Origin of the sequence: Methanoplanus endosymbiosus, from assembly GCF_024662215.1 — an archaeon.
In the GTDB taxonomy this organism is placed as follows: Archaea; Halobacteriota; Methanomicrobia; order Methanomicrobiales; family Methanomicrobiaceae; genus Methanoplanus; species Methanoplanus endosymbiosus.
In genome coordinates this window covers 229,392-249,010 of the sequence record NZ_CP096115.1, presented here as the reverse complement: position 1 = coordinate 249,010, position 19,619 = coordinate 229,392, and the positions used below count along the sequence as shown (strand labels likewise).

Annotated in this window: 15 protein-coding genes; 12 read left to right on the top strand and 3 right to left on the bottom strand. The window is 43.3% G+C overall.

Annotated elements, in window-relative coordinates:
* Window positions 1-5 precede the first annotated feature (5 nt).
* The 12 genes from L6E24_RS00795 (at window position 6) to L6E24_RS00740 (ending at window position 14,362) form a co-directional block, all read left to right on the top strand.
* Window positions 6-1,040: an asparagine synthase C-terminal domain-containing protein gene (locus L6E24_RS00795; protein ID WP_257742839.1), complete on the top strand. Its 1,035-nt coding sequence runs from the start codon at window positions 6-8 to the stop codon at window positions 1,038-1,040.
* Between the two features lie 22 nt (window positions 1,041-1,062).
* On the top strand, window positions 1,063-1,332 hold the full coding sequence (gene gatC / locus L6E24_RS00790; RefSeq protein ID WP_257742838.1) for an Asp-tRNA(Asn)/Glu-tRNA(Gln) amidotransferase subunit GatC: 270 nt from the start codon (window positions 1,063-1,065) through the stop codon (window positions 1,330-1,332).
* Window positions 1,332-2,627, top strand: coding sequence for an Asp-tRNA(Asn)/Glu-tRNA(Gln) amidotransferase subunit GatA (gatA, locus tag L6E24_RS00785; protein ID WP_257742837.1), 1,296 nt, complete (start codon window positions 1,332-1,334; stop codon window positions 2,625-2,627). The genes gatC and gatA overlap by 1 nt, the downstream gene beginning before the upstream one ends.
* Window position 2,628: 1 nt before the next feature.
* Window positions 2,629-4,107 (top strand): Asp-tRNA(Asn)/Glu-tRNA(Gln) amidotransferase subunit GatB, encoded by a 1,479-nt coding sequence (gatB, locus tag L6E24_RS00780; protein ID WP_257742836.1) that lies wholly within the window; start codon window positions 2,629-2,631, stop codon window positions 4,105-4,107.
* 10 nt (window positions 4,108-4,117) lie between these two features.
* The gene (locus L6E24_RS00775; RefSeq protein ID WP_257742835.1) at window positions 4,118-6,925 is read left to right on the top strand and encodes a DNA topoisomerase I; all 2,808 of its coding nucleotides are present in this window, start codon (window positions 4,118-4,120) and stop codon (window positions 6,923-6,925) included.
* A 5-nt stretch (window positions 6,926-6,930) separates the two neighbouring features.
* Window positions 6,931-7,617, top strand: coding sequence for a phosphoglycerol geranylgeranyltransferase (locus L6E24_RS00770; protein ID WP_257742834.1), 687 nt, complete (start codon window positions 6,931-6,933; stop codon window positions 7,615-7,617).
* 5 nt (window positions 7,618-7,622) lie between these two features.
* Window positions 7,623-8,339, top strand: a complete 717-nt coding sequence (locus tag L6E24_RS00765) for an RNA methyltransferase (RefSeq protein WP_257742833.1) — start codon at window positions 7,623-7,625, stop codon at window positions 8,337-8,339.
* 212 nt (window positions 8,340-8,551) lie between these two features.
* A complete protein-coding gene (gene dcd / locus L6E24_RS00760) occupies window positions 8,552-9,106 on the top strand; it encodes a dCTP deaminase (protein ID WP_257742832.1) in 555 nt (184 codons plus the stop codon).
* 80 nt (window positions 9,107-9,186) lie between these two features.
* Window positions 9,187-11,019: a threonine--tRNA ligase gene (locus L6E24_RS00755; RefSeq protein ID WP_257742831.1), complete on the top strand. Its 1,833-nt coding sequence runs from the start codon at window positions 9,187-9,189 to the stop codon at window positions 11,017-11,019.
* A gap of 233 nt (window positions 11,020-11,252) precedes the next feature.
* Window positions 11,253-11,936 carry a DUF4013 domain-containing protein gene (locus L6E24_RS00750; protein ID WP_257742830.1) on the top strand — a complete coding sequence of 228 codons (684 nt, stop codon included), beginning with the start codon at window positions 11,253-11,255 and terminating at the stop codon, window positions 11,934-11,936.
* A gap of 152 nt (window positions 11,937-12,088) precedes the next feature.
* A complete protein-coding gene (locus L6E24_RS00745; RefSeq protein ID WP_257742829.1) occupies window positions 12,089-12,382 on the top strand; it encodes a hypothetical protein in 294 nt (97 codons plus the stop codon).
* A gap of 243 nt (window positions 12,383-12,625) precedes the next feature.
* Window positions 12,626-14,362 (top strand): hypothetical protein, encoded by a 1,737-nt coding sequence (locus tag L6E24_RS00740; protein ID WP_257742828.1) that lies wholly within the window; start codon window positions 12,626-12,628, stop codon window positions 14,360-14,362.
* A 196-nt stretch (window positions 14,363-14,558) separates the two neighbouring features.
* Here the strand turns inward: L6E24_RS00740 and L6E24_RS00735 are convergent, their stop codons facing one another.
* From L6E24_RS00735 to L6E24_RS00725, 3 genes are all read right to left on the bottom strand, one after another.
* Window positions 14,559-15,068 carry a chemotaxis protein CheW gene (locus L6E24_RS00735; protein WP_257742827.1) on the bottom strand — a complete coding sequence of 170 codons (510 nt, stop codon included), beginning with the start codon at window positions 15,066-15,068 and terminating at the stop codon, window positions 14,559-14,561.
* Between the two features lie 18 nt (window positions 15,069-15,086).
* On the bottom strand, window positions 15,087-18,515 hold the full coding sequence (locus tag L6E24_RS00730) for a methyl-accepting chemotaxis protein (protein ID WP_257742826.1): 3,429 nt from the start codon (window positions 18,513-18,515) through the stop codon (window positions 15,087-15,089).
* 574 nt (window positions 18,516-19,089) lie between these two features.
* The gene (locus tag L6E24_RS00725) at window positions 19,090-19,599 is read right to left on the bottom strand and encodes a chemotaxis protein CheW (protein ID WP_257742825.1); all 510 of its coding nucleotides are present in this window, start codon (window positions 19,597-19,599) and stop codon (window positions 19,090-19,092) included.
* Window positions 19,600-19,619 lie beyond the last annotated feature (20 nt).

Below are 19,619 nucleotides of genomic sequence, written 5' to 3'. Positions count from 1 at the left end.
CAATCATGAACCAGGAAGATTGTGAATTGAAATTAAGGGGCTGGATTGAGAAGAGAGGAGAGGTGTTCTTCAGGGATGACCTTACCAGACTGTTCAGGGATAAGCCTGAAGTTATGCCGGAGTGGCTTTTGGACTGTGGAGGGGAGTTTTATCTTGAATGGAATGGATATTCTGCAAGGGATTATATGGGTATAATTCCGGGCAGAAGGGGTGGTGGAAGAATTTTCTGCAATGAAAAAGAGGTCGGCATAATAATTCCGGATCTGCCTGCCCTCCCTGTTGAGGAGGCAATCACTGAATCTGTCAGGCTGAGGGCAGAATGCCTCCCCCCCGGAGAAAAGGCAGTTGTGGCATTTTCAGGAGGAGTTGACTCCGCCCTCATTGCAAAGCTTGCAAAACTTCCGGCAGTGACTGTCGGCCTTAAGGGGTCACATGATCTTAAACATGCAGAAGAGGTCGCTGGTATGGCAGATATTTTAGATGTCGAACTTGTTGAGATTGATAAAAATGAGATCAGGCCTGCACTTGAGAAAGTACTGAAGGTAATTCCGGATAAGTCACCTGTTGAGGCATCCATTGCAGTAACAATGTACTTCGTAACCAGATGGGCGGGCGAAAACGGATATGACAGAGTGCTTGCCGGACAGGGTGCGGATGAACTTTTTGGTGGTTATGCCAGGTACCTTGAAACAGAGAACATCAAAGAAACACTAAATACGGATTTTAAAAGCCTTTCCCGGCAGGGACTGCGTGATCAGTCGGTTGCCGGGATGAATGGAACATACCTCTCATGCCCATTTCAGGATATTAGAGTCGTGCGCGCTGCACAGTCTCTGCCGCCTGAAACACTTGTTGCGGGTGGCATCCGGAAATATCCTCTAAGAGTCGCTGCATCCGCCCATATGCCAAATGAAGCCGCATTCTACGCCAAAAAAGCGATGCAGTATGGCAGTGGCATCTGGAAAGAAATACAAAGGCAGGCACGTCAATATGGTTATAAAAATTCGGTACAACATTACCTGGAACATTTAATAATATAACATTACAAAGGGTCTTTGAATTATGGTTTCTGATAAAGAAGTTGAAAGTATAGCAAATCTTGCTGATATAACAGTTGATAAGGAAAAACTGAAGCAGTTCACAACACGCTTCAATGACATCCTGGAATATTTCGATATACTCGACCGTGTCGAGATGAAAGAGAACGAAGGCTCTGACCTTGAAAATATATTCAGGGAAGATGAAGTTGAAGAGTCGCTGACCCAGGAAGAGGCGCTCTTAAACGCCGGAGAGACTGAGGACGGTTATATTAAAGCACCAAAGGTGATGTAATGCAGAGTTTATCATTTACAGAAGAGGACAGGTATAACGCATTTATCACAAGAGTTGATGAAGCGGAATACAAAGAGGGCATCTTATCCGGAATCCCAATTGCAGTAAAGGATAATATCTGCACAAAGGGAATTGAGACGACTGCCGGGTCAGCAATACTGAAGGGCTTCATATGTCCGTATGATGCCCATGTAGTAACCCAGCTGAAAAATGCCGGCGCTGCAATTGTCGGAAAGACAAATATGGACGAATTCGGTATGGGCACGACAACTGAAAGTTCAGCATTCGGCCCTACATTAAATCCAATTGATCCCGAACGTGTCCCCGGCGGATCTTCAGGCGGTAGCGCTGCGGCAGTCGCATCCGGAATGGTGCCCATGGCTCTTGGAACGGATACCGGAGGTTCAATCAGATGCCCGGCATCATATTGTGGAATTGTCGGACTTAAACCATCATTTGGCCGCGTATCAAGATACGGCCTGATAGCATACTCAAATTCACTTGAGCAGATCGGCCCTATGGCAGAGAATGTCACTGATGTCTCAAAGCTCATGGGAGTCATTGCCGGATATGACAGACGGGATTCAACTGCATATGATCATCCATACAATCACACCCCGACAGCCGATATTAAAGGCAAAAAAATAGGAATCCCAAAGGAATATTTCGGAGAGGGTGTCAACGAAAAGGTTGCAGGGACTGTCATGGATGCAATAGCAGTTCTTGAATCACTCGGCGCTGAGACTGTGGAATGTACAATCCCCTCAATGGAATATGCACTTGCAGCCTACTATGTTACATGCACAAGTGAGGCATCATCCAACCTGTCAAGGTTTGACGGCGTGAGGTTTGGCCCGCAGGTCGGGAAAAAGAGAGAGTGGCATGCTGAATACAGGGATTTACGCGGCGAAAAGTTCGGTGAGGAAGTCCAGAGAAGAATCATGCTCGGTACATTTGCACTCTCAGCCGGATATTACGGCAAATACTATGCAAAGGCATGCACTGCACGGGATAATATCAGAAATGACTTCCTCAGGGTCTTAAAGGATGTTGATATCATCGCAGGGCCGACAATGCCGAATGTAGCACCAAAAATTGGAGAGCTGGAAAATCCACTTGAGATGTACTTAAGTGATATACTTACAGTGCCTGCAAACCTTGCCGGAGTGCCTGCAATATCAGTGCCATGCGGAAAGGTCGGCGGAATGCCTGTCGGACTTCAGCTGATAAGCAGACATTTCGATGAAGAGGGTGTGGTTGATGCTGCATATGCCTTTGAACAGGAGGTGGCATAATATGTCTGAAGCAGAACCAGTCAGATCTCCGGAACTGAAAAAAGATCCAAAAGACCTTAAAGTAATTATAGGTCTTGAGATTCACTGCCAGTTAAAGACAAAGACAAAACTCTTCTGCGGGTGCTCAACTGACTACCGCGATGACGAGCCAAACACCCACGTATGCCCGATATGCCTGGGACTCCCCGGAGCACTCCCAAAGCTCAACAAACAGGCCGTAATATATGCACTTAAAGTCGCAAAGGCACTCAACCTTGAGATTCCGGAATATTCTGAGTTTTCAAGGAAGAACTACTTCTATCCTGACCTTCCAAAAGGTTATCAGGTAAGCCAGTACGACAAACCGGTTGCGGAAAGAGGCATTGTTACAGTTGAGGATGACGAAGGGCATGAAAAACCGATAAGAATTACAAGAATTCATCTGGAAGAAGATCCCGGAAGGCTTGTTCACAAGACAGGAAGAGACAGGGCAGGTTATACCCTTGTTGATTACAACAGGAGTTCAATTCCTCTGATTGAAATTGTTACCGAGCCGGACCTTTCATCACCAAAGGAGGCACGCCGTTTCCTGAATAAGCTTAGATCGACCCTTGAATATCTTGATGTCTTTGACGGGGAGCGTGAAGGTTCAATCAGGGTCGATGCAAACATCTCACTTGAAGGGCACAGCCGTGTGGAATGCAAGAACATTTCATCATACAAAGGTGTGGAAAAAGCCCTCAACTTTGAGATCACAAGACAGAGAAATATGGTTCGGAGGGGCCAGGAGATCGTGATGGAGACCCGTCACTTCATGGAATCAAGGGGTATCACCCAGGGTTCAAGAAGTAAGGAGGAGGAGTGTGATTACCGTTACTTCCCTGAACCTGATCTAAGACCACTGAGAGTCAGTTCATGGGTTAAAGATATAGAACTGCCCGAACTGCCCGATGCACGCCGCCAGAGGTTCATTGAACAGTATAATCTGTCACCAAACCACTCCAGGACCCTTATAGGGGACATAAAGGTTGCAGACTTTTATGAAACTGTTGTAAAACCCGGATGTGACTCTGTACTTGCAGCCACATGGGTTGCAGACACACTTCTCGGCGAACTGTACTACAGAGAGATGAAGATAGACTCAGTTCCGGTTGACAATTTTGTTGATCTTATAGCTCTTTTAAAGCAGAATGAGATCACTGACAGGGTCGGCGTTGACGTTCTCCGTATAATGCTGGACGAGGTGAAGGAAGGAAAGGAGGCAGAGATGCCATCCGATATTGTGCAGAGGCTTTCACTTGGAAAAGCCGGAGATGGAGAATTTGATGACATTATCGCTAAGATAGTTGAGGCAAATCCACAGGCTGTAGCTGACTATCATGAAGGTAAGCAGAATGCCCTGAATTTCCTTGTCGGACAGGTGATGAAGGAGACCAGAGGGCGTGCAGACCCAAAAATTCTCAATAAAATAATGGCAGAAAAGATTGCCCCAAAGGAGTGAAAATCCAAAAATGCATCTTATCATCGCAGAAAAAAACATAGCAGCACAAAGAATTGCCGGCTTCTTAAACAGCAGCGGAAACCCAAAAACCGAAAAAGACAATAATGTCAGTATTTACAGATTCGATGATAAAGTTGCTCTTGGTCTTCGCGGCCATGTGGTCGAGGTTGACTTTGAGGATGGGTATAAAAACTGGCGTAGTGAGACCCACACACCAAGAACCCTCATAGATGCCGGAATTATAAGGGTACCCACTGAAAAGAAGATTGTTGCACTGATTAAAAAGCTCTCAAGAAAGGCTGATCTTGTAACAATAGCTACTGATTATGACCGCGAGGGAGAGTTAATCGGTAAAGAGGCATATGAAATAGTCCGGGAAGCCAACAAAAAAGTTCCTGTAAACAGGGCAAGATTTTCGGCCATTACTATGCAGGAGATCTCAGCTGCATTTGACAACCCGACAGAAATTGACTTTGACCTTGCCGCCGCCGGTGAAGCCAGGCAGGAGATCGATCTTGTATGGGGTGCTTCACTGACGCGGTTTATATCAATTGCCGCAAAGAGAGGCGGAAAGAACATCCTCTCTGTCGGAAGGGTGCAGAGTCCCACCCTCGCAATGATAGTTGACCGTGAAAAGGAGATCAGCGAATTTATTCCTGTGCCCTACTGGATGCTCAGTATCATCTCCAAAAAGGATGAGGAGCAGTTTGAGGCGAGGCATACACACGGCAAATTCGATCTTAAGGAAGAGGCTGAAAAGGCACTTTCGGGCACAAAAGGGCCTGTACTTGTTAAAGAGAAGAAGGAAGGGTCACGAACTGATAAAGCTCCGGCACCTTTTGATACTACAGGCTACATTGTTGCAGCCTCAAGGCTTGGGCTTAGTGCATCAAGTGCAATGAGAGTGGCAGAAGATCTCTATATGAATGGATTCATCTCCTATCCGAGAACTGACAATACTGTATATCCGGACTCACTGGATTTAAAAGGAATTTTAAACGAGCTTAAAAAGTCATTCAGGCGGGATACAGAGTGGGTCATTGCCAATATGAGAGATACTCCCACAAAGGGTAAGAAGACAAGCACTGACCACCCGCCGATTCATCCGACAGGAGCAGCAAAACCCGGCGATCTTGACGAAAAATCATGGAAGGTCTATGAACTGATTGTCAGAAGGTTTCTGGCAACCCTGTCTCCGGATGCACGATGGAAGACCCTAAAATATCTCTTTGATGCCGGAGGCGAGGAGTACACGTCAACCGGACAGAGACTTGAATATGAGGGCTACAGGATGGTGTACCAGTACAGCCAGGCCAGAGATCAGGCGCTGCCCGATCTATCCGAAGGTGAAAAACTCCCTCTGGCTGACACAGTACTTGAGGAGAAGGAGACACAGCCACCGCCCAGATATTCACAGAGTAAGCTTATCCAGCAGATGGAAGAACTTGGACTCGGCACTAAGTCCACAAGGCATGAAGTCATAGGAAAACTGGTCTCAAGGCGTTATGTTGAGGACAACCCCTTAAAGCCGACTCAGGTAGGTATGGCAGTTACAGAGTCTCTTGAGAAGCATGCTACCCTCATTACAAAGCCTGACATGACAAGGACTATTGAAGGCCATATGGAGGAGATCAAGAAAGCAAGCCGATCAAAGGATGAGGCTGTGAATGAGTCCAGAAGCATGCTCAACCAGATCTTTGATGACCTTGAAAAGAATGAGGAGGTTATCGGTGAGGAGATCATGGACCGTACTGCCGAGGAGAGGATTGTCGGCAAATGCCCGATCTGCGGTTCAAATCTTATGATCAGAACCACAAAGGGAATGGCGCAGTTTGTCGGCTGCACCAATTATCCGGACTGCTCATTCAATCTCAATCTTCCGTCTGTGCAGTGGGGCAAGGCAATACGTGACGATGTCAATATATGTGATCAGCATAATCTGAACTACGTAAAGCTCATCCGTGCCGGCGCAAGGCCGTGGGAAATTGGATGCCCGCTCTGCAACCACATACGATCAAATATTGATGCTCTTGAGATGATGGATTCGGTCAATTCTGAAGTTATCAGAAAGATGCACGAAAACCACATCTACTCAGTCTTTGAGATCTCAAAACTGCCTGTAGCAGAGATTGCAGCCAAAATGAGTTTTTCAGATAAACAGGCTTTTGAATTTAAAAGAGAAGCTGACGGTGTCCTGGAAGAGCTGAGGAAGAGGTCTGAAGTTAAGAAATTCGTCAGAAAGACCATCCCGCCAAAGAAAGGCAGAAGCCACTCCAAAGTATCAAACGGGCTGTTTTCCCTGGATATAACTGATCTCGGAAGGCTCAGCTGTGCAAATAAGGATGCCTTAAAGACCTTAAAGTTAAACGATGAGGAAGCTGAAAAATTAATCTTTGAGGCAAAACTTATCCATAATAAGGCAATCTTTAAGGAGATGGGAATTCCGGCAATAAGCATAAACAAGTATTTCAAATCCGGATTTATAGATCCTGATAATTTAGTCAGGATTCATCCGGCATATCTCAGCTATAAATCCGGAATTAATATTGATACTGTCCATAAACATGTAAATATCGTCTGCGAGAAGAAGGGCATAACCCCACCGCCCGGAATGTCACGTAAGACATTTGAGAAGGGCAGAACTGAGCTTATGTCACTGAAGGGCTTTGAAGAGGAGATGCTTGATAAGATGTACTATGCAGGAGTGCTGAACTTTAAGACTCTTGTTGAGGCTGAGGCCGACAAACTTTCAGAGATTACCAAAATTTCCAGAAAGAAGATTATGGACTTTAAAAAAGAGGCAGAGAAGAACAAGTGAGAACAATGATTGACTGGAAGAATTGGAGACATATCACAAAACTTGATCCTGACAAGATCCTGCGTCCCGGCGATATTGAGGACATCGCAACAAGCGGCACAGATGCACTGATGCTGTCAGGTACACTGAATATTACAGAAGAGAACCTGACATTGCTCAGGGAGCAGGTTAAGGAATACGGTGTCCCGATGGTTGTTGAGCCGGCAGATCCTTCAGCTGTTTTATATGAAGGCATTCAGGGCCTTTTTGTACCAAGTGTCCTGAATACTCCTGACATCACCTGGGTTGTCGGCAAGCACCAGTACTGGGTGAAGAAGAAGCATAATATTGACTGGGATATAGTTGTTCCGGAGGCATATATTGTATTAAATCCGGACTCTTCAGTTGCTAAGGTTACAAAGGCCCTCTGCAATATCCCGGTTGAAGAGGTCGTAGCCTATGCTACTGTTGCTGACCGGTATTTTAAGTTCCCGGTTGTCTATATCGAGTATTCCGGCACATACGGTAATCCTGATATTGTTAAGGCAGTTTCAGAGGTTATGGAAAATTCTGTTCTCTACTACGGCGGCGGTATCAACTGCGGTGAGAAGGCAGCGGAGATGGGTCAGTTTGCTGATACTATTGTTGTTGGAAATGCAGTATATGACGAGGGTGCAAAAGCACTTATCGAGACAGTTAAGGCTGTCAAGTAATTTTTATGCCGGAAATTGAGATTGTTCTTTTAGAGCCGATATATGAGGGAAATATCGGCTTTGCTGCCCGTGTTATGAAAAATTTCGGGTTTTTAAACCTGACCCTCATCAACCCTCCGCCTATTGGTGATGAAGCAATTGCAAGGTCTTCACATGCACGTGATGTACTGGATAATGCAAGGTATGCAGAGAGTCTCGATGAGATAATTGAGAATAGCAATATGCTCATTGCGACAACCGGCGGCCTTTCCAGGACAGTTTCCACTTCGATGAGGATGCCCTATTATTCTCCCGGTGAGATCAGGGATATTATTGGTGACATAAAAGGCCGGGTCTCAATAATCTTCGGCAGGGAGAACTGGGGCCTTTCAAACGAGGAGGTAAGGCGTTGTGATGTTATTTGTACTATCCCAAGTTCTTACAAATACCCGATTGTGAATATCTCACATGCTGTTGGAATTATTGCCTATGAGCTTGCCGGAATTGAGAAGGAGGAGTTTCCCCTTGCGACAAGAATTGAGATGGACTCTTTTTATGACCATTTTGATCATTTTCTGGATGTCATCGGCCATCCGGACCACAAGATGGAGAATACATCCACTATGATTCGAAGGATATTTGGCAGGACAAAGCTTACAACACGGGAAGTATCCACCCTTCATGGGCTTTTGAGGCGTGCTGAATGGCATATCTCCAGTGACGAAGAAGATGTGATGTTTTAATCACTTATATCCCACAATAAAACTTTTTTTAGGACAGATATACTGGTGACATACAAAATGTCCCAATATCCAACATTATTATCGTTGTAAATCTGAGAAAATCGTCATTACTAATGTTTAAAATTACACAATAATCATGAATGTTCTTTTCTCAGTGTCCAAACTATACCCGCAAAGTTATCATTATTCCCAACCAAAATTATAGAGTTTAAATGATACTTGTTGACTGGCAGCTTCAGGACAGGGTCAGAAGAGGTTTTATCAAATTAGAACCCTTTGATCCAAAATTCATACAGCCAAATTCCATTGACATCCGGCTTGGAAACCACTTTGTCTGGTATGATAAGAGCGATGAGATTATTGACCCATATGACGGTGAAACAGTAAAATCTCACGTAAATGAAAAGAATGCAGACTATGTTGACATAGGTCCCGGCATGTTTTTACTTGCGGAGACCTTTGAAACAGTGACACTTCCGGATGATATTGTTGCCACAATCGAAGGTAAGAGCAGCATTGCAAGGCTTGGGATAACACTGCACCAGACCGGAGGATGGATCGATGCCGGGTTTTCGGGCACAATTACCCTTGAAATCTGCAATGTCAACCAGAGGCCGGTCAGGCTTTATGCCGGAATGCCAATAGGGCAGCTTGTATTCTACACAACTGAAAAAGCTGAAAAGCCCTACGGTGCAAAGGGGGATGCAAAATATCTCCACCAGAAGAATGCGACCCTCTCAAAATACTTTGAGAATAAGAAGGAGTAAATGTCTGACTGTCGGACAATTCTCATCAATATAAATATAAAAAAAACCAATTTTTAAGGCGTAACGGAGATCTAAAAAAAATGCAACTTCTCTTAATTCATTCTGATAATATAGAATATTCTGCCCAGAAAAAGACCCCTGTGGCAGAGGAAGAAATAATTCCGCAGGATTCCCTTGACGAGGCTTTAACGGTATTCTGTGCGGTTGAATCCATAGACGAGGATGACATCGAAGGAATAGTAACAAAAGCAGTAGCCGAGATTCTTGAGACGAGCAAAAAACTGGGCACAAAAAATATAATGCTCTACCCGTATGCGCATCTCTCATCAGATCTCTCTTCACCAAAGACAGCAGTAGAGATCTTAAAGAAGATGGAAGCCGGATGTTCATGTGAGGAGAATTATACTATCAAAAGGGCACCTTTTGGCTGGTACAAGTCTTTTAAACTCTCATGCAAGGGCCATCCGCTCTCTGAACTATCAAGAACCATCACTCCCGGAGATGCTGAGGAGAAGCCTGAGAAGAAGCAGGTCACACATGATTTCTTTGTAATGACACCTGAAGGTGAGGTTAAGGATTATAAAGAGTATGCTGACAATTCTCCACTTGGAATGCTCATTAAAAAAGAGACCGGCCTGGGTAAAGAGTCCGGAAAAGAGCCGCTCCATGTCAGTCTCATGCGCTCAAAAGAGCTTGTGGACTATGAACCCCTCTCAGATGTCGGCCAGCACAGGTGGATGCCAAAGGGAAAACTTGTCCGCGATCTTTTAGGGGATTATGTCCTGGGTCTCGTCCTTGACTATGGCGGAATGCCGGTTGAGACCCCTGTTATGTATGACCTTGGCGATAAAGCAATCAATGAGCATGCCGGAAAGTTTGGTGAGAGGCAGTATCGGTTTAAATCCGGAAACAGGAGTATGATGCTTCGTTTTGCTGCATGCTTCGGCATGTTTTCCATTATGAAGGATATGCACATCTCACCAAATACTCTCCCTATGAAGATGTATGAGCTGTCCACATATTCTTTCAGGCATGAGCAGAAGGGAGAATGTATAGGACTTAAGAGGCTTCGCGCCTTTACAATGCCGGATATGCACTCGCTCTGCCTTGACATGGACCAGACTCTTGAGTGCTTTGAAGAGCAGATGATGATGGGCTGGCAGACAGGAAAGGATCTTGAGACAGATTTCGCAGCAATTTTCCGGTGCACAAAGGACTTTTATAAGGATCACGAGGACTGGATTAAGGGCCTCGTTAAGAAATCTGAAGTTCCAATGCTCATTGAGACACTCTCTGACAGAGTGCATTACTGGATTGCAAAGGTTGATCTTGCTGCAATTGACGGACAGGGAAGACCGATTGAGAACCCGACTGTTCAGATCGATGTCGAGAGTTCAGACAGGTTTGACATCAAATATTATACTGATGATGGTGAGGTTCACCCGCCGATTATCCACTGCTCGCCTACGGGCAGTATTGAGCGTGTAATATGTGCACTGCTTGAGAAGACCGGAACAATGGACGTTCCAATGCTTCCTGTATGGCTCTCGCCCGTTCAGGTCAGAATTGTATCTGTTGCAGAGAGGCATAACGAACTTGCAGAAGAGATCTGCAATAAACTGAACAATGCAGGTGTCAGGTGCGACTTTGATGACCGTGAGGAGAGTGTAGGAAAGAAGATCCGTGCTGCCGGAATGGACTGGGTGCCTTTCGTTGCAGTGCTTGGAGATTCTGAAGCTGAATCCGGTAAGCTGACAGTTACTATCAGGAGTGAATCTGCGGCAGGAAAGCCTTTCAAGGTTGAATTGTCCCATGAAGAACTTGTAGGTAAGGTCAAAGACGAAATCGGAGACCGTCCATACAGGAAACTCTACACTTCAAAGAAGCTTTCAGTCAAACCAAGATTCATCTGATTTTTCAGATAAACCACTTTTTTTAATCCACAAAAGGAGTTAAAATATCTATTTCCGGCGCACATATATCAAAATCCGTAAAACGGGTCATCTTAACTTAATTTACCAGATACCTGATTATTATAATTTTCCCGGAAAAATCGTCAGAGTCATCCATAATATTACAATAATAAACGAATAACTTAAATTCTAATAGAGTGCATTCATCCTTACCAGATTTATGGTGATTTGATATGAGTAAAGATATAGTTGGCGAAGCACTTTCATACACGAAAGATGGCTTTGTCGGAGAATGGATGAAGTGGTTACTGCTTATTATATGCACACTTATCCAGGGAATTACATTTAATATTGTTCCCCTTGCTACCGGATACATGTACAGAATATATTCCGGAGCAAAACCTGCACCTGAGATCAATCAGTGGGGCAAACTCTTTGTTGACGGATGGAAGATTAACATTGTTATGATTCTGTACGCAATTCCGGCAATCATTATTGCTTTAATCTTTGGAGTTCTTGCATTTGTACCTGAGTTTTTCGCTCCTGTTACAACCGGACAGGCTCCGAATATGGTGGCTCTTGCCGGTGTTTTTGTCGGACTCGGCATAACAATGGTTGTAATCCTCGTATTATTCCTCTTTGCATACATGGGTGTTGTAAGGCTTGGAAAAACTGATAAAATTGGTGAGGCATTCAACTTCCATGCAATAAATGAGACTGTCTCAAATGGTGTTGGATGGCTCGGATATATTGGATATTACATCCTCCTCTGGCTGATTGCAGTAATTTTTGTTGTCATTATGATGATTCTTGCAATTATCCCCCTTGTAGGATGGTTCCTTATGTTTGTCATTGCACCGCTGTGGGCAGTATTTACCGCACGCTATATGGTAAATATCTACGAAGCCGGTGAATAAATCAAAATTTCAGGGATTTAATTCCCATAATATAACTATTTTCTCCGGAAATTTTCAGCAGGTATTTATTTAATTCAGATTTATTCACATTAAATTAACAAAAAATTTATTATGTTTTGATATATATTACTCCTTAGTAACTGGGAATTATCATGACAGAAATTAAACACATAGCCGTATTATCGCTTGCAAAAATTTTTGCAGCTGTATCCCTTGTTGTCGGGCTGATTATCGGAATTATTGCGCTTTTACTTGGGGGAGTCGCAACCCTGTTTATGGGTTCTTATGCACCTCAGGCGGCAATGGGTGTTGCCGGAGGGGTAATTGCAATCATTGTAATGACAATAGGCGCAGCAGTTGTCGGATTTATCTATGGTGCAATAATTGCATTCATCTACAATATTGCAGCAGGATGGTTCGGAGGTATTGAGATAGAGCTTGAATAAAATCCGGAAAACTCAGATTCAACTTTTTTTACATCATTCAACTGAAATTTTACCGGATTTTGACTTATCTATTGTGCATATGTCAAACCTCAGATAATATAGATTTCCGGTTAAGATACAGGAGCTGTCTCCGTTCAGCCTTCAGATGTCCGGCAAGGGTACGGGATGCAGAAACACCCATCTCAATAACTAAATAATCACGGGCAGATACTAATTATAGAAGTTTTTTTAACGGAGTTTTAGATGGATAAAGCCGGACTTATAAAATATATCACATTATCTGCCGCAGTTTTTCTCATTTTTATTGGAATTGCCGGTGCTATGGGCAGCAGTCCCGATATTTATAATAACAATACAGAATTATTTTCCACAAATGCTGATGCAGAAGCGCCTTTACCCAACATAATATCCTTCTCAGAAGAGAATTTATCATCCACATCAGACAAAGATCTGATTTCAAAAGAAAGTACAGCCAAAAATCAGAATAATTATACAGATGAAGAAGAGAGCATAAATATTTTATCCGGAAAGGAACTAAATCCAGAAAATTCTGCACTTAAAAGTTCAAATACCTCCATAAATTTCTTTTACAGTGAGCGCTGTGGTGCCTGCCACAAGGCACTTCCGGTGGTAAAAGAACTGTCAGCAAAGTACCCAAACATTCCGGTTTACTACTATGATACATACAACTCCCCAAAAAACCGCTCGGTCATGTACACATTTGCAGCATATTATGGCGTTGATTATCCTGCATACCCGAATCTCTTTGCCGGAAATTCAATATATCTTGAAGGCTTTACTGAAATTAACAATAATATCGAGGACCTCTTCATTGCATATGACAGTGGCCTCATTCCTGATTATGAATATGAAGCAAAGTGGCAGGATAAACAGGAGGGAAATATCAGTCCTGATAATTCCGGGGGGGATAGTTATATCAGAAATTCAGGTGATGGCGGCAATTTTGGGGAGGTTGGACTTCCACTTGTGTTAATCGGAGGACTTCTTGACGGGATTAATCCATGTGCAATATCAGTCCTGCTGATTCTTCTTGCATCACTCTCTGCAGCAGGAAGCAGAAGAACTATTCTGTCAGCCGGAATTTCATATACTTTTGCTGTATTTATTTTCTACACACTTGCCGGTGTAGGAATTCTCGCGATAACCGGGTTTGCCGGAATTTCCTTTTACTTCTCACTATTTGCCTTTGCTGTTGCCCTTCTTGCCGGAATTTTAAGTATATATGAAGGAGTTACAGGCAGACATCAGGATTTCATCAGGATTCCGGAGTCTGCCAAAGGAATCCTTAAGAAATATTATGGAAAACTTCAGGAAAATAAAGAATTTTCTGATGAAGAATCCGGAGATGATGATGAAGCTAAGGACAGAAAAAAATCTGAAGATAAATATGTATCTGGAAATGATCATAAATTCAGAGATAATAAAGAGATTAAAGTTGTAAATGAAGTTCTTCCGGAAGATAAAACACTACCGTCAGCCGGAAATCTATCAGATAAAATCACATCTGATGATATTATATCAGAGGCTGAGAAGAGAGAGCAAAATATTAGTTATGGGCATAATCCTTCAGGTAAAAATACAGGCTGTATCGTAGCAACCGCCTTTATTCTCGGCACACTTGCCTCTATGTTTGAACTTCCCTGTACAGGCGGAATTTATGTTGCTGTCCTCTCGATGATATCAAACTCATTCTCCGGGAGTTTGGGAGCATCAGGTTTTTCAGGGTTAATGTCAGGGAATTTCACAACCGGAATCATTTACCTGCTGCTCTATAATTTAATGTTCATACTGCCGCTTGTGTTTATCATTCTCCTGATGGCATCCGGACTTCCGGCAGGAAAGACTGAGAAAATTGACGCATTCAGGACAGAGAAGAGAAGGGCTATAAGAATTATATCCGGCATTGTAATGATTATCCTTGCTATTTATCTCGGACTTGGGATTTCCGGGATAATCTGAACCGGAAATTAAGGAGATCTCTTTTCAGAAATTCATTTGCAGATGTAACTGTGGTTACACGCGATAACAAAAATTCCGGCAAAAAAATATAATATACCACAGGTAACGGGCGTTGTTGCCTGTGGAAAAACACATATCATATTAAGACAGACCTGTCAGCCTGTCAGAGGTTTTGCTGTATTAATCAGACTATAATCTAAGCAGCTGTAATATTTCCCGTATCCTCCTCAGGGTTATTCACCACATCACTAACTCCGACAATCTCAGAGAGAATCTTTGATATATCTGTCCAGATTACCAGAGATTTCTCTTCACCTGCCTTATCCTCACCAATTTTAATGATTCCCTTTACATAGGCTTCAGTGGAGATGGAGTTATCCATCTGTTCAATATTCTCTTCCGGAACCTGAAGGACACTGTGGACATTATCAACAATAATTCCCACATTTGAACCTCCGGTAGCCTCTGCAACGAGCACAATTATCTTCTGGTTCTCCGGATTTTCCTGCATCGGAAGACCCATCAGGCAGTTTAAATTTAGGATGTTGGTTATTTCACCCCTCAGATTTATTATGCCTGCAATATAATTAGGGGAACGGGGAACAGGTGTGATCGGCATCATCTCTACAATTTCACGTGCAAGATGGATGTCGAGTGCATAGCGTGTCCCGCCGATCTCATATTCAACTACATCAATTATCGCCATAATTTACCTCAGAATACTTTATACCCTGAACTTATCCATGTTCTCTTTTAAGCCGCTGGAAAGGCCGCTCACTTCATGAATTGCACTGCCAATCTCCTCAATAGAGGCACTGGCTTCCTCTGCAAGGGCTGCAAGTTCTTCTGCCTGACCCTGTACATCCTTTGTCATCCTCATGCCGTTTTCAGTGGCAACAACAACATTATTGGCAATACTGGCCTGATCTTCAATCGCTCTTGTAATTTCAGTTATATCCAGTGTGACCTGACCTGCATTATCAATAATCCGGTTAAGTGCCTTAATTGCTGTGTTTACACTGCCAACACTGTCAACAATTTCATTGTTTGCCAGATTGATTGCATCTGCTGTCTTTATACTGTTTGCCTGAACCGCTGAAACAACCGTCTCAATATTTCCGGTAGCCTCACGTGCTTCAGCCGCCAGATTCTTGACCTCTCCGGCAACAACAGCAAATCCACGCCCATGTTCTCCGGCACGGGCAGCTTCAATTGCAGCATTGAGAGCTAACAGATTGATCTGGCTCGCAATATCGTTTATGAGCTTAACGACATTATTAACTTCCTTGATCTGTTCGGTAAGGCTGTTGATCTCATCAACACTCTGCTTTGCTATTATCTCAACCTTGCCCATCTTCACATTTGCATCATCGCCGGCAACCTGAGCCTCTTTACCGATTGCAACAACTTCATTTGCACGGTTAAGAACTTCCTGCGATGTGCCTGCAATCTCTTCGTTGGAGGAGGAGAGATCAGCAATCTGCTGGTTTATACCTTCAATTCTACCAAGCAGCTGTTTGGTCATGTTTGCCGCATTCTGACTTGTGGTGGCAACACCTTCAGCGGCCCTTGAGACCTCATCAGTGCCCTTGCTCACCTCATCAGAACTTCTGTTCACCCTGTCCACAGCTACTTTCACCTCAGAAATTGTTCCGGAAACAACTTCACCAACATTGTTTAATCCCTGCTTGATAGCAACAATATCGCCGACAACATTGAGCCTCTCATTCACGCGGGTATCGAAATGTCCGGCTTCAAACTCATTAGCAATACGCTGAATTTCGTCAACAATAGCACCAACGGCAACACCAACATTATTAAGGGCATTCTTGAGTTTAAGGAAATCACCTTTGACAGCAATGCTCTCATCAACACGGGTGTCAAACCGGCATGCTTCATATGCATTGGCCATACGCAGTGTCTCCTGCACAGGCACATCAATTGCTTCCATGATAGCATTGGCTCCATCGATAACTTTGCCATATGCACCTTCAAATTTGGATGAATCACCACGCTTATCAAGATTGCCGTCAACTGCCGCACGTATGAGCATATCAAGCTCCTTCTCAAAAGCCTGAAGAACAAGGGCAATACCATTAATATTGTTCTTCATTGCTTCATGGTCACCTTTGTACTTCTGAGTTATCAGCTCGTTAATCTTACCATGTGCCACCTGATCAAGGATCCTGTTGCCTTCTCCGATTGGAATTAAGATTGCATCAAGGGTGTCATTTACACCTTTAATTACATCGGCATATGCACCTTCAAACTTAGACGGGTCACCACGTTTGTCAAGCTGACCTTCCTGACTGTACACAATAAGCTTATCAAATTCTTTCTGGAATTCCTGAAGAACAGATGCTATAGCGTTGATATTATTCTTGATGTCCTCATAATCACCATTATACACCTTTGTCATCAGTTCAATGTTACCGTGTGATATACGATCCAGAGCATCAAAACCTTCATTGAGTGGAGTTAAGATATTGTCCAGAACCTGGTTTGCACCGGTAATGATATTACTGTATATTCCATTGAATTCCGAGGCATTTGCACGCATTGCAGTTTTACCTTCAGCGGCAAAGTTTACAAGTCTGCCAAATTCTATATCAAATGCCTTCATGACCTCAATCATACCAATAAAGGCAGGGACAAGCTTATCATTATGTGACAGTTTACCCTGACCATTACCAAGCGATTTTAACTGACTGAGATCTCTGAGATCACCGGCTGCAATATTTCCTGCAACCCTCTGGGCAAGATTAACGGTCTCATAAACTTCATTGACAGCTCCTGCAACTTCTTCAAAAGTGCCTTTATAGTGCCCTTCAACCTTTCTGGTGTAGTCATTGACAGCAAAGTTCTTTGTAATTTCAGTGATTTCCTTAACAGGAGTCTCAATTGCAGCAAGGGTGTCATTTACACCGACAACAATCTTTCTGAAGTCGCCCCTGTGGCGTGTGGCATCCGCACGGATGTCAACCCTGCCCTCAATTGCACCTTCTGCGAGCATGCCGGCATCCTTAACAAGCAGGTTTACAGCATCAATACACTGGTTGAGATTATCCTTAATCTTATTGAAATCACCTTTAAAATCCGCATTAATCTTCTCAGGGATATCGCCTTTACTTATACGATCAAGAACATCTGCTGACAGGCCGAGCGGTCCAACAACTGCGTCAAGTGTATTATTCACCCCGTTAACAATTACTGCAAAGTCCCCGTTATGCTTTGAAGCATCTGCCCTTGTATCAAGCCTGCCATCTATTCCGGCCTGTGCAAGCGTACCTGCATCCTTAACAAGCAGGTTTACAGCATCAATACACTGGTTGAGATTATCCTTAATCTTATTGAAATCACCATTCAGCTGTACAGTAATCTTATCAGGAATATCTCCTCTGCTAATACGGTCCAGATTTTCGGCTGCAAGGTTCAGTGGGTCAACAACTGCATCAAGCGTATTGTTAACGCCCTGAACAATCTTTCTGAACTCTCCGTTATGCCTTGATTCATCAGCCCTTGTATCAAGCCTGCCTTCAACTCCGGCTTTTCCAAGCATGACAGAATCTTCAACAAGAAGCTGTACTGCATCACGTGCCTTGCCGATTGACTGATTTATAAGTACAAACTGATCCCTCACTTCACGAGTGTGCTCATCTGCTTCTGCAACATCCAGTTTAAAGTCAAGATTTCCGTCTGCAAGGAGTTCAAGATTTTCCGCAGCCTTAGATACTTCATTGTTCAGGTAATTAGTGACACGAACCATATCAGAAACATCCTGAACAATTTCCATCATGCCGATATCCTGCCCGCTTTCATTGCGGACATATGCCATATTGCATTTGAAATTCTGCCCGGTCTGGTCAAAGAAGGCATCATTTTTGCCCCGACGGAGCTGTTTAAAAGCACAGTTTTCAGTATTGCAGATGGCAGTACCCCAGCTGCTGCAATGTGTTCCCTTTGCTCTTTCAGGATCAACATTTGCCATCCTTGCAGTTGCCGGATTCATATAAATCCAGTTCATATCCATATCTGTTACAGAGATTGGAAACGGCACAGCATCCAGAATTGATTTATATAATGAGGCACTGCTGGTCAGCTCATCAATTTTATTCTCATACTCTTTTAGTTTTAACTGTAAATTTTCTTCCATATTTTACCCTCCGGACAGACCGTTTACCCATTTAAATGTGATAGTTATTATGGGACGAAACTATCCCGATCGCCCCTTAATGATATGCACCAATATAAAACGATAGTCGGATAAGCATTATTGAAGGGCATAACATATATATGAATTTGATGCACACCAAGATGTGCCCGGCATTGATTCCTGTAGAAGTATTTAGACTATAGTAACCTGAACTCCCGGAATTTTAGGCACATAGATCAAAAGTAGCCCCAATATTGAATTTACTGCTTAAATTGATCATTATTTCAAAAACTATGGATCTATAATTTAGGCACACCATATGGGCCACCATATTTGAATTTAGTGGACAATAACACACCTAATTCTAAAATCATGCACATATATTTGCAATTCATTGAAATAATGTGCCTAATTAAGTAGGGAAGTTAGGTAGTAAAAAAATATCCACAGACAGAAGAGAAAAATATATTATATCCCACGGGCATAGGGCGTTTCACCCATGGAAAACAGATATCATATTAAGACAGACCTGTCAGCCTGTCAGAGGTTTCGTTGTATTAATCAGACTTATGATCTAAGCAGCTGTAATATTTCCCGTCTCCTCCTCAGGGTTATTCACCACATCACTAACTCCGACAATCTCAGAGAGAATCTTTGATATATCCGTCCAGATTACCAGAGACTTCTCTTCACCTGTCTTATCCTCACCAATTTTTATGATTCCCTTTACATAGGCTTCAGTGGAGATTGAATTATCCATCTGCTCTATATTCTCTTCCGGAACCTGAAGGACACTGTGGACATTATCAACAATAATTCCCACATTTGAACCTCCGGTAGCCTCCGCAACGAGCACAATTATCTTCTGGTTCTCCGGATTTTCCTGCATCGGAAGACCCATCAGGCAGTTTAAATTGAGGATGTTGGTTATTTCACCCCTCAGATTTATTATGCCTGCAATATAATCAGGCGCTCTTGGAACAGGTGTTATTGGCATCATCTCAACAATTTCACGTGCCAGATGGATGTCGAGTGCATAGCGTGTCCCGCCGATCTCATATTCGACCACATCAATTATTGCCATAATTATTACCTCAGAATTAC

Bases quoted from the DNA above. Each gene is read 5' to 3' on its own strand.
- L6E24_RS00795 (WP_257742839.1), top strand. From the start codon at position 6: ATGAACCAGGAAGATTGTGAATTGAAATTAAGGGGCTGGATTGAGAAG.
- gatC (WP_257742838.1), top strand. From the start codon at position 1,063: ATGGTTTCTGATAAAGAAGTTGAAAGTATAGCAAATCTTGCTGATATA.
- gatA (WP_257742837.1), top strand. From the start codon at position 1,332: ATGCAGAGTTTATCATTTACAGAAGAGGACAGGTATAACGCATTTATC.
- gatB (WP_257742836.1), top strand. From the start codon at position 2,629: ATGTCTGAAGCAGAACCAGTCAGATCTCCGGAACTGAAAAAAGATCCA.
- L6E24_RS00775 (WP_257742835.1), top strand. From the start codon at position 4,118: ATGCATCTTATCATCGCAGAAAAAAACATAGCAGCACAAAGAATTGCC.
- L6E24_RS00770 (WP_257742834.1), top strand. From the start codon at position 6,931: ATGATTGACTGGAAGAATTGGAGACATATCACAAAACTTGATCCTGAC.
- L6E24_RS00765 (WP_257742833.1), top strand. From the start codon at position 7,623: ATGCCGGAAATTGAGATTGTTCTTTTAGAGCCGATATATGAGGGAAAT.
- dcd (WP_257742832.1), top strand. From the start codon at position 8,552: ATGATACTTGTTGACTGGCAGCTTCAGGACAGGGTCAGAAGAGGTTTT.
- L6E24_RS00755 (WP_257742831.1), top strand. From the start codon at position 9,187: ATGCAACTTCTCTTAATTCATTCTGATAATATAGAATATTCTGCCCAG.
- L6E24_RS00750 (WP_257742830.1), top strand. From the start codon at position 11,253: ATGAGTAAAGATATAGTTGGCGAAGCACTTTCATACACGAAAGATGGC.
- L6E24_RS00745 (WP_257742829.1), top strand. From the start codon at position 12,089: ATGACAGAAATTAAACACATAGCCGTATTATCGCTTGCAAAAATTTTT.
- L6E24_RS00740 (WP_257742828.1), top strand. From the start codon at position 12,626: ATGGATAAAGCCGGACTTATAAAATATATCACATTATCTGCCGCAGTT.
- L6E24_RS00735 (WP_257742827.1), bottom strand. From the start codon at position 15,068: ATGGCGATAATTGATGTAGTTGAATATGAGATCGGCGGGACACGCTAT.
- L6E24_RS00730 (WP_257742826.1), bottom strand. From the start codon at position 18,515: ATGGAAGAAAATTTACAGTTAAAACTAAAAGAGTATGAGAATAAAATT.
- L6E24_RS00725 (WP_257742825.1), bottom strand. From the start codon at position 19,599: ATGGCAATAATTGATGTGGTCGAATATGAGATCGGCGGGACACGCTAT.